Source organism: Bacteroidia bacterium (assembly GCA_019695265.1).
In the GTDB taxonomy this organism is placed as follows: domain Bacteria; phylum Bacteroidota; class Bacteroidia; order JAIBAJ01; family JAIBAJ01; genus JAIBAJ01.
Genome location: JAIBAJ010000118.1, coordinates 1 through 10,771, shown reverse-complemented (window position 1 = coordinate 10,771; position 10,771 = coordinate 1). Strand labels below are relative to the sequence as shown.

Genomic DNA, 10,771 nt, shown 5'->3' with positions numbered 1-10,771 from the left:
AACGTTGAATAAATTTCATGCATAAATATACTGAAAATCAATGTATTGTGAATTTATTATCGGGTAAGTTATTAACAATCAGTAAGTTACAAAAAGGAGGGCTTTTTAGACAAACTATCGTTGCCCGGGGTGCAACCCCATCCTTTATTCTGAAATAAACCCAAAATTGTCATTTGAAACGAAGTGAACAAATGACAAGCGCGATGGGATGTGGGATGATTTGGGTTAATCCCGAGCTAGTGTTAGTTAGGTTTTCTTTCAAACTTAGGAATATGCCGAGGATACATTATGTTATAACAATTTTACATAAGAAAACTAATATATAAATTGATATTACATAATGTTCTCTCGGTAAAAATTACTTGAAAGCCTTACTAACACTTGTCTCGAAACGTAGTTTAAAATTTCTATTGACAATTTTGGGATAATAAATTTGATCTATCCCCGGTTGAAGCAAACCTTGTTGAAAGTCGAGCGGATTTGCTATTCCGGGTTTTAGCCGGTTATTCGAGGAGTTTACTTTTCGGCGAAACCCCTCCATTCCACTTTAACCTTCCGGGAAAGTATTTAATTATTCTAGTTCAGTTTTAGAAAGTAAGATGCCATCCTCATCGGCATAAACAAAATCACCACTTTCCATACTAACGGATGCAAAGCGTAGGGTTACATCAATTAAACCTTGGTTGTTTTTTTCTGTTTTGGCCGGAACTGTTCCCAAGGCTTTAATACCTAGATTGAGTTTTTTTAGGGCAGCCGAATCTCTTACCATGCCATGAATGATAACACCTTCCCATCCATTTTTAACTGCCAATTCTCCTAGCATATCACCTAGCAACGCATGTTTAACAGATCCGCCACCGTCAATAACCAAAACCTTTCCTTGTCCGTTTTCTTCCAACACTTTTCTAACCAATGAATTGTCTTCAAAGCATTTGAGTGTTTTCACTTTTCCTTTAAAATGTGTTTTGGCTCCATAATCTTTCCACCCCAGGTAGTCAAGTGCCTGAACCTTAGGGAAGTGTGCATCATATAAATCGGCAGTTGGTGTGTTCATGGTTTAATAGTTGACGTGAATGGTATAATTTCCTTTTACCTGAACCGAGGCAATGTATCCACCCGGAACGGTTTTTAATTCATGTGACAATACATTTTCACCGGAAATTTTAGGACTGCCGTAAACTCCCGGAATCCACAAGGTGGTTATTCCTTCGTTGTTTGCTTCTGCACTTAGGTTCATTAAACCGGTATCAGAATCCGAATCCAACGAAACCGGCTTACCTACAATGGCAATTGGGTGTGGCCTGGCCAGTATTTTTAGAAAAATATCATTTTTGTTTCCGGTAAAGCTTGCTGTTTGATCTAATTCAATCAGGTGCATGGAAGGGTTGGTAAATGAAAGTCCATCATAGCTCATGGAGTGGGGATCGCCCGGACTCTGTGCCCATTGCCACCAGGTGGAAGATCCAAAGTTGGCATCTTCCACTGCGCAAAAGCGTTTAACTTTTGACGCATCGTCTGAAGGGTTACCAAAATAGCCCCATTCACCTATGAACAGCGTAGTTTGGAAGTCTTGTACAACGGTTTGCAGCATAGCGTATCCTTGTTCAATGGTAAAGGGAAGATTCCCGATCGATTCGAAATAATGGTGAGGGGCTGCAACTAAGTTTTGGTCGTTGGTAAAACCCGGGTCGGGTAAACCGATATAGCCATTGCCTTTGTATTGGATGGCATTCTCCATAAAAATGATATGCTGATTGGCGCCTTCCACAGAACGAATGGCATTGGTAAGGTCTCTATAAAAGTTGGTGAACTTATCCAATTGCTCCGACTCGGGGTCTTTGTATCCTAAACTAGGCTCGTTGAATAAATCATAACCTAGAACATTTTCGTAGGTGCAAGTGGCCTGAACCAGGTGTTTCCAGGCATTGATACAGTTGGTTTGAATGCCGTTGGTATTGTCCCAAAAGTTTTGGAAGGCGTGGTAAACTGCGGGTGCCGATTCTCGGGAGCCATTCACTGTACAATAAGAAGCCCCATCGGTTAAAGTAGCCCATTGTGGTGCTCCATCCCATCCTTTATTAGGAAATGCACAGGCCGAATCGATGGGAGTGGCAATGTATTTTCCCCAAGCGTCCTGGTGCATATCCAGCATCACATACATATCCAGTTTCGCGGCATCTTCGATAATGGTTTGGATGGATTGAATGTAAGCCTGGTCGTAAACACCGGGTTGAGGTTCCAGTTTGCTCCAGCTAAAAAGCAGGCGAACACAGTTAAAACCATAGGATGCCATCATTTCCAGGTCTGAAACCTGATAGGATTTGGTGGTAGGTACAGCAGGATTGGCCTGCCAATAATCGCCAAGCACATTGTAGTTAACACCTCTTAACACCATAAAACGACCCTGGGCATCGTACATTCCCGGATTGTTGCCCCGGGTGGCATGCAGTAGTTTGGAGGTAGTTGTTTGTTCAACTGCTTCCTTTTTACAGGATTGCAGTACAACAAGGGTCATCAGAAAAGAAATAGAAAGGAATTTTTTCATTTGATTAGATGGGGTCTAAAGTATTGAATTGTTGGATGAATTGAAATGGTGGATATATTTTTTAAAGAAGTTGAATTTTAGGAAATCCAAAATTTACCTTTGCAGATATGGATTATTTGGATGGATTGAACCCCAGTCAGCGTTCAGCGGTGCTACAAACCGATGGTCCGGTTATGATTATTGCCGGTGCCGGTTCAGGGAAAACCCGCGTACTTACTTTTCGCATTGCCCATTTGTTGGCCCAAGGTGTAGATTCCTTTAATATTTTGGCCTTGACCTTTACCAACAAGGCTGCCCGTGAAATGAAAAAGCGGATTGAAGACATGGTTGGACCGGAGGCAAAAAATCTCTGGATGGGCACTTTTCACTCCATCTTTGCCAAAATTCTAAGGTTAGAAGCACATCGATTGGGTTACCCCTCCAATTTTACCATTTATGATACGGATGATACCAAAAGCTTGTTATCAACCATTATTAAAGAATTTGGATTGGATGATAAAACCTATAAAACATCCTTGGTGTTAAACCGAATTAGTGGTGCTAAGAACAACCTAATTTCTCCAATGGCTTATTTGGCTAACGATGAAGTAATGGCGGAAGACCGAATGAGTGCCAAGCCCAAAATCGGGGAAATTTATCTGGAGTATAGTAAACGTTGTTTCAAAGCTGCGGCGATGGATTTCGACGATTTATTGTTCAATACCAATTTATTGCTAAGAGATTTTCCGGAGGTGTTAAACAGGTACCAGCATAAGTTCAAATACATCATGGTGGATGAGTATCAGGATACCAACTTTTCTCAATATGTTATTGTGAAGAAATTGGCTTCCATGTATGAGAACATTTGTGTGGTAGGTGATGATGCCCAAAGTATTTATGCTTTTCGTGGTGCCAACATTCAGAACATTCTCAACTTCGAAAAGGATTATCCGGATTTGAAAGTGTTTAAGTTGGAACAAAACTACCGCAGCACCCAAACCATTGTAAAAGCAGCTAACAGTGTAATTTCAAAAAACCGGGATCAGCTTAAGAAGAATGTTTGGACGGATAACTTGCAAGGAAATCGAATTAGGGTAATGCGAGCCATGACCGACAATGAAGAAGGGGTTTTGGTTGCTAATCAGGTTTTTGAAGTAAAAAATGTACAACAGGCGCGGAACGGCGATTTTGCCATTTTATACCGTACCAATGCCCAATCCAGGGCAATGGAGGAGGCTTTAAGGAAATTAAATATTCCTTACCGTATTTTCGGAGGATTGTCATTCTATAAACGCCGCGAGATTAAGGATTTATTGGCCTATTTCAGGTTGGTGATTAATCCCCACGACGAAGAAGCATTGAAGCGGGTAATCAACTATCCGGTTCGGGGAATTGGTAAAACAAGCATTGAAAAAATGGTTGTTTTAGCTAAAGACAATGATATGACCCTTTGGCAAATTGGTGAATACATTGCAGGTCGTCAGATTGATATTGGTGCATCTACCGGAAAAGTTGGCGATTTTATTACCATGATCAAGAGTTTTCAGGCCATGGCCGGAGACCGAAATGCTTATGAATTAGGCAGTCATATTGCTACCAGTTGTGGCTTGTTGCGGGAGTTGTATATGGATAAAACCCCAGAAGGTGTTAGCCGTTACGACAATATCCAGGAATTGTTAAACGGTATGAAGGAGTTTACCGAAAAATCCATCGAATTACCCTTGGATTCCAACGAAATTACCGTAGCCAATAGTTTAGAGTCGTTTATGGCCGATATTGCCTTGTTAACCGATGCCGACGAGGAAGATGAAGAGAAAGAGGCCGACAAAGTGAGTTTAATGACCATTCATGCGGCTAAAGGCTTAGAGTTTCCGTATGTATTTATTGTTGGAATGGAAGAGAATTTGTTTCCTTCTCAGCTTTCGTTAAACTCGAGAGCCGAATTGGAAGAAGAGAGACGCTTGTTTTATGTGGCCTTAACCCGTGCAGAAAAACAGGCGTTTTTGAGCTATGCTACAACCCGGTATAAATATGGAAGTTTAACCGGTAGCGAGCCTAGCCGGTTTATTGAAGAAATTGAGCCTGAATACCTGGATATGCCCAGGCAGGCCCCTAATCGAGGACTGGCAGATTCTCCGGTTTCATTTCAACCCAAAAGCAATTTCTGGACCGGTAATCTATCCAAAAAGCCTGAACGTCCGGCTTATACTCCACCACCTATTCCAAGCGGATTAAAACGCTTGGAACCTTCAGTGCCCAGTTCGGTTAATTATTCTCAGGACAACCAAGCTATACAGCCCGGGGTAGAGGTAATTCATGAAAAGTTTGGACAAGGCAAGGTGATGCAATTGGAAGGAAGTGGAGATAGCAGAAAAGCAACCATCTTTTTCCCCAGTTCAGGGCAGAAACAAATTTTGCTAAAGTTTGCCCGGCTAAAAATAGTAGGGTAAAGTTGCAATTGGTTGGGGTTTAGTCCGGGCAACGATAGAGCCAAATAACCCACAGCCAACCGCAGCGTTTAGCGGAGGTTGGCGAGGATTATGGGCGATAGCGTGACCTTTTCGCCTGGCAGACAGCTTGAAAGTTGCAGTAAATTTTGTAGGCGAAAAGGGGCCCGCCTAAATAAAATAAGTATAATTATTTGATGGTTTTCACTAGTTATTATAGAGAGAAACAATACATTTGCTGCATAATAATTAACAATGAAAACTAGATATTTACTAATTGTATGTGGGATTTCCCTATTCGCTATTAGCTCTTGCTCCAAGGTTAAAGTGCTAACGGCATATCACCAACACGTTAGTCAAACTGCAATTTCGCAATGGCCAATGTTAGCTGATTTAGAGGTTGATTTAACAAAAAAAGCTACCGGGTCGGCGCGAATGAAGGCTAGCGAAAAAGTGGTGAAAGAGGCCGCTTTAAATGATGCCATGAAATCGTCGGGAGCCGATGTTATTATTCATCCGGTGTATGAGATTATTTACGGCAAAAAAATTATTGAAGTAAATGTAAGCGGATATCCGGCTAAATTTAAATCGATTCGTAAACCAAGTTTGGAAGATATTACTTTGTTGCAGGAAATGAAGGATGCAATTTTGTTGAATCCTAACCTGATGAATTACGAAGAAGAACGTAAAACTACTATCAAAATCAAGTAGTTTTTTTCCGATTGAATTAGCCCGAAGAAGGTAAATCCTTTTTCGGGCTTTTTTTTTGAAAAGGGTCGGGATCAGGAAAGAAGTAGAGGTCATTTTTTAGAGTTTTTGAACCTTTGGAAAAGCTATTAAAAATTCAAGGTTCAAAAGTTTTTACTATTCCTTTCCTTTGGAGGCCTTGCTTTATGAATTTCGTAAAAATTTTAGTTTCTGGATCAGCGTAGTTTTGAACGACAATACGTGTTCATCAGCATTTGTTTGTTGGTGGGGTTGGTTTACATTGCCCGTTTGTTTTATATCCAGGTTATTGATGACAGTTATAAGCTGAGTGCCAACAACAATGTGTTGCGTTATGTTACGGAATTTCCGGCACGGGGGATAATTTACGATCGAAAAGGAAGGCAAATGGTAACCAACGAAGCGGCTTATGATTTAATGGTTGTTCCCAGGCAGGTGAAAGGAATCGACACCTTGGATTTGTGCAATATTTTGGACATTTCCAAGGACGAGTTTTTGGAGCGAATGGTAAAAGTAAAGGCCTATTCCAAGTACAAGCCCAGCATTTTCGAAGCACAAATTGATAAAGAAACGTATGCTGTTTTGCAAGAGAAGTTGTATAAATTCTCCGGATTTTATTGTCAGACCCGTACCCTTCGAAAATACAAGGACCGGGCAGCCGCCCATATTTTGGGTTATGTAGGTGAGGTAAATGAGAAAATGGTGAAGGAAAATCCATACTACAAACAAGGCGATTACATTGGGATGAGTGGGATGGAGAAAAGTTATGAAGAGTATTTACGTGGGCAAAAGGGGGTGAGGGTGGTGATGGTAGACGTGCACGGGAGGGAGAAAGGAAGCTACATGGGAGGTCAGTTTGACACGATTGGAAGAGCTGGTGCCAGGTTAACTTCCACCTTGGATTTGGAATTGCAGAAGTACGGTGAAAAGTTGATGCAGAATAAAATTGGGAGTGTGGTGGCTATTGAACCTAAAACCGGGGAAATTTTGGCCATTGTTTCTTCTCCGGCTTACGACCCCAATAAACTGGTGGGTAGGGTAAGAAGTAAAAACTACCGAAGTTTAGCCTTAAACCCGTTAAAACCCCTTTTTAACAGGGCTTTGATGGCGATGTATCCGCCCGGTTCAACCTTTAAAATTGCCAATGCCTTAATTGGACAGCAGGAGAAGGTAACTTTTCCAAGCACCAGTTACAGTTGTTCTAAAGGGATTAGCTACGGCTCTTTGCACATTGGTTGTCACCCCCATTCCAGTCCGTTGAATTTAAGGCAAAGTATCCAGTACAGTTGCAATGCGTATTATTGTCAGGTTTTTAGGTCCATAATTGATAGCCGCAAAACCACCCGGGAAGGTTATGATATGTGGCGTAACCATGTGTTGAGTTTTGGATTTGGGAAGAAATTTAATACCGATTTGCCGAATGAATTAAAGGGGATAGTTCCAACAGGCGACTATTACGACAAGTACCATGGCAAAAACCGTTGGAAATCTTTAACCGTTATCAGTTTATCTATCGGACAAGGCGAATTGGGAGCAACACCTTTGCAAATGGCTAATATGACTGCCATTGTAGCTAATAAAGGATACTATGTTTCGCCTCACATTGTGAAAGCCATTGATGGTAAACCTTTTACGAAATTTACCAATCGCAACCAAACCAATATTGACACAGCCTATTTCAGAGAAGTGATTGAAGGCATGCAAATGGTGGTGGAAGCCGGAACTGCAGCCCGTTCAAAAATTCCGGGTATCATTATGTGCGGTAAAACGGGTACTGCTCAAAATCCACACGGGAAAGACCATAGTTTATTTGTTGGTTTTGCGCCAAAGGACGATCCCAAAATTGCCATTGCCGTTATGGTGGAGAATTCAGGTTTTGGAGCTACCTATGCCGCTCCCATTGCTTCGTTGATGATGGAAAAGTACTTGAAGGACAGTATCACTCGTCCGGAAGCAGAGGAGTTTTTATTGAAAGCAAACCTACTTCCGGATTCATTGAAATACCGAATGACGGTGTTCCAAGCTGACAGCATCAAGCAGAAGAAAATAGAACGTTTACAAGATTCAATCAAGCGTAAGGAAAGGGAAGACCAGATTAAGAAACAATTGCTGGAGGAAGAAAAGAAACGGGAGCAACGTAAAAATGCACTTAAGCTAAGCAGAGCCTTGAAAGAAGCGGAGAAGCAAGACCATCCGGTAATAGAAAAGGAACAGCCTAAAAAGCCCAAAAAGAATTCGGGGCCGGCTCCGATGAAAAGACAGCGTAAACAAGCAAAACAAAGGGAACTATGAGAAAGCAACGGCATATCTTAGAAGGAATTGACCCTTGGTTGGTGGGACTTTATGTGGTTCTGGTTTTGTTGGGCTGGATGAATATTTATGCAGCAGTTTTCAATGAAGAACACCGCAATATTTTTGACATAAGTCAGAATTATGGTAAGCAAATGATCTGGATAGTTTCCTCTTTTTTCCTTGCCCTGATGGTAATGGTTATTGATGGAAAGTTTTATGCAGCATTTAGTTGGCCCATATACATTGTAGTGATGGTGTTGTTATTGGCCACCATAGGTTTGGCCAGAGATATTAATGGCCAAAAAGCCTGGATTGAAATTGGAGGATTTCAAATTCAGGCTGCCGAGTTTGCCAAGTTTGCAGCCAATTTAGCCTTGGCTAAGTATTTAAGTCAGTTGAACATTAAAATGGAAGACTTTGAGACCAAATTAAAAGCCGGTCTCATCATTTTTACTCCATTTATCTTAATATTATTACAAAACGACACCGGTTCGGCTTTGGTTTTTACTGCCTTTATTTTTGTTTTGTACCGGGAAGGATTATCCGGAAACATCCTTTTATTTGGTGCAGGGGCCGGAGTTTTGGCCATATTAAGTTTATTATTTCCAAAGGAATATATCTTAATAGGTATAGGAATTATTGTTGGCTTATTGCTAATTCTAATTCCTAAAAATTGGCAAAATATGTTGGTTGTTGGGGCGTTTGCCTTGATTATGGCTGCGATGGTGATGAGTGTAAATGTGGCTTTTGATAAATTACAACCCCACCAAAAAGAACGTATTGAGATTTTATTGGGCAAAAGAACCGATAATAAAGGAGCAGGTTACAATGTTAATCAGAGCAAAATTGCTATTGGTTCGGGTGGACTGATAGGAAAGGGATTTTTGCAGGGTACTCAAACCAAATATGATTTTGTGCCCGAGCAAAGTACCGATTTCATATTTTGTACCGTAGGCGAAGAGTGGGGCTTTTTGGGAAGTATTGTGGTAATTATACTTTTCCTGGTACTGTTTCTCCGAGTGGTGTTTGTAGCCGAACGACAGCGTTCGCCGTTTACCCGAATTTATGGTTATGGTGTAGCTTCCATTTTGCTGTTCCATTTTTCAATTAATATCGGAATGACTATTGGATTGCTTCCTGTAATTGGTATTCCCTTGCCATTTTTCAGTTATGGAGGTTCTTCACTATGGTCATTTACCATTCTTTTGTTCATTTTGATAAAACTGGATGCCTACCGTTTACAAATTCTAAGGTAAAAATAAAAAGGATGGTTGAAACCTCTCATTTAGAATATTTGGCACGATTCCTGCCAATGGCCCACCAAAAATTTTACATTTGCTAACTTTTTATCTATGAAAAAAATTCTTCTTTTAACTTTAGGAATTACGTATTCCCTTTTTACTATCGCTACTCCTGATTCAACTGTAGCTCCCAAAAAGAAACCGAAACCTTCGGCAAAGGAGCGGGTTTTTATAGCCTATGATTTCAATTTCCTTGTCAATTCAGGAGCCGGAATTAAGGTTTCTCCTTTTCGTTCAGGTGGTGTAACTGCTGCTGCATTTTGGGATCGCCCCTTGGGTCGCTCTCCTTTCAGCTTGGCCATTGGTGCCGGATTTTCTTCTTTCAACATCCATTCTCGTTCGGCCATTGGTACCGATGCTGTTGGAAGCAATTTCTTTTTCAAACTTCCCGATACCGTTAGTATTTCCAGAAATAAATTTTCTCTAAATTACATCGAGGTTCCGTTCGAAGTTCGCTTTCGTACCCGCCCAAATACTAAAAATCAAAGCTTTAAAATTGCTTTGGGTTTCAAAGCCGGTTACCTGGTTCAAAGTCATACCAAATACAAAGGCGACGATTTATCAACGGCTATCGACGATAAAATCAAGGTTAAAACGTATAACATCGATAATATTTCTCCTTGGCGTTATGGCTTAACTGCCCGAATTGGTTATGGAATGTTTAACATCTATGGCTTTTATTCCTTGCAAGGAATGTTTAATGAAACCAAAGTTTCTAAAGGACAACCTAATTCTCAGCCACTTTCTATAGGCATTGCAATTACCTACTAGTTAGCATGAAAGAAAACGAAGTTCCACAAGACGATGGAGGCTTGTTTGAAGGTAAATTCAAAACCTTAAAATATGCCCTCGACGAAGAAGGGAATTATGTAGAAGTTCAAAGTGTTGGTTGGGAGCCCGAAACCGTGGTTCTCAACCAAGCTTGGGATGAGGTAAATGAGCAGGTAGAACTGGCGCGGAAAAATGTAATTGCCGGAATTTGGAGTCCTCTCAGTTACCATGCCTACAAAGCTATGATGGATGAGACTTTGTTATCCGATTACATGGGTATTTCCAAAGCCAGGGTAAAGGAGCATTTGTTTTCGCCCAAGGCCTTTCAGGAATTGGGTAAGGCAACGCTTCAGCAATACAGTGAGGTATTAAATATTCCTTTGGAGCAACTACAGAAGGTAGATTAATTTCGGCAGGGTAATTCCTTAATTTTTAAGCTTTTTTACTTGGCGGGCCCCCTCCGCCCCAACTAGCTTTTTGCTAAGATCCAACCAACTTGCATGGGCGTTCGGGTCACGCTATCGGCTGTAGTCCAAGCCCACTCCGCTAAATCGCTGCGTTGGCTTGGAGCTACTTGCCTCTATCGTTGCCCGAGGGTGCAACCTCAAAGTATTATTTCTAATCCAACGGTTTACTGTATCTACTATATCCATTATTATTTATAATTCCGGATTGGTAAATCCTGGGATACAGCATATTAGACCAATTTT

At 41.0% G+C, this 10,771-nt stretch carries 8 protein-coding genes; 6 read left to right on the top strand and 2 right to left on the bottom strand.

All coding sequences use genetic code 11. The features are described 5' to 3' along the window. Window positions 1–571 precede the first annotated feature (571 nt). Together rraA and K1X82_13345 are read right to left on the bottom strand one after the other, a co-directional pair. A complete protein-coding gene (gene rraA / locus K1X82_13350) occupies window positions 572–1,054 on the bottom strand; it encodes a ribonuclease E activity regulator RraA (protein MBX7183092.1) in 483 nt (160 codons plus the stop codon). 3 nt (window positions 1,055–1,057) lie between these two features. Further along, window positions 1,058–2,545 carry a glycoside hydrolase family 5 protein gene (locus K1X82_13345; protein ID MBX7183091.1) on the bottom strand — a complete coding sequence of 496 codons (1,488 nt, stop codon included), beginning with the start codon at window positions 2,543–2,545 and terminating at the stop codon, window positions 1,058–1,060. Window positions 2,546–2,652: 107 nt separating this feature from the next. Between K1X82_13345 and K1X82_13340 the strand changes: the two genes are divergently transcribed. The 6 genes from K1X82_13340 (at window position 2,653) to K1X82_13315 (ending at window position 10,468) form a co-directional block, all read left to right on the top strand. Continuing rightward, on the top strand, window positions 2,653–4,974 hold the full coding sequence (locus K1X82_13340) for a UvrD-helicase domain-containing protein (protein MBX7183090.1): 2,322 nt from the start codon (window positions 2,653–2,655) through the stop codon (window positions 4,972–4,974). Window positions 4,975–5,226: 252 nt separating this feature from the next. Then, entirely contained in the window at window positions 5,227–5,682 is a 456-nt protein-coding gene (locus K1X82_13335; GenBank protein ID MBX7183089.1) for a hypothetical protein, read from the top strand. A gap of 207 nt (window positions 5,683–5,889) precedes the next feature. After that, window positions 5,890–7,989 carry a penicillin-binding protein 2 gene (gene mrdA / locus K1X82_13330; GenBank protein ID MBX7183088.1) on the top strand — a complete coding sequence of 700 codons (2,100 nt, stop codon included), beginning with the start codon at window positions 5,890–5,892 and terminating at the stop codon, window positions 7,987–7,989. Then, the gene (gene rodA / locus K1X82_13325) at window positions 7,986–9,245 is read left to right on the top strand and encodes a rod shape-determining protein RodA (GenBank protein ID MBX7183087.1); all 1,260 of its coding nucleotides are present in this window, start codon (window positions 7,986–7,988) and stop codon (window positions 9,243–9,245) included. Before mrdA ends, rodA begins: the two co-directional genes overlap by 4 nt. 96 nt (window positions 9,246–9,341) lie before the next feature. Then, a complete protein-coding gene (locus K1X82_13320) occupies window positions 9,342–10,061 on the top strand; it encodes a PorT family protein (GenBank protein MBX7183086.1) in 720 nt (239 codons plus the stop codon). Window positions 10,062–10,066: 5 nt separating this feature from the next. Further along, window positions 10,067–10,468 (top strand): hypothetical protein, encoded by a 402-nt coding sequence (locus tag K1X82_13315; protein MBX7183085.1) that lies wholly within the window; start codon window positions 10,067–10,069, stop codon window positions 10,466–10,468. The last annotated feature ends 303 nt before the right edge of the window (window positions 10,469–10,771 follow it).

What these genes read in the sequence shown, in the direction of transcription:
- rraA (MBX7183092.1), bottom strand. Translation starts at nt 1,054, where the DNA reads ATGAACACACCAACTGCCGATTTATATGATGCACACTTCCCTAAGGTT.
- K1X82_13315 (MBX7183085.1), top strand. Translation starts at nt 10,067, where the DNA reads ATGAAAGAAAACGAAGTTCCACAAGACGATGGAGGCTTGTTTGAAGGT.
- K1X82_13345 (MBX7183091.1), bottom strand. Translation starts at nt 2,545, where the DNA reads ATGAAAAAATTCCTTTCTATTTCTTTTCTGATGACCCTTGTTGTACTG.
- rodA (MBX7183087.1), top strand. Translation starts at nt 7,986, where the DNA reads ATGAGAAAGCAACGGCATATCTTAGAAGGAATTGACCCTTGGTTGGTG.
- K1X82_13340 (MBX7183090.1), top strand. Translation starts at nt 2,653, where the DNA reads ATGGATTATTTGGATGGATTGAACCCCAGTCAGCGTTCAGCGGTGCTA.
- K1X82_13320 (MBX7183086.1), top strand. Translation starts at nt 9,342, where the DNA reads ATGAAAAAAATTCTTCTTTTAACTTTAGGAATTACGTATTCCCTTTTT.
- K1X82_13335 (MBX7183089.1), top strand. Translation starts at nt 5,227, where the DNA reads ATGAAAACTAGATATTTACTAATTGTATGTGGGATTTCCCTATTCGCT.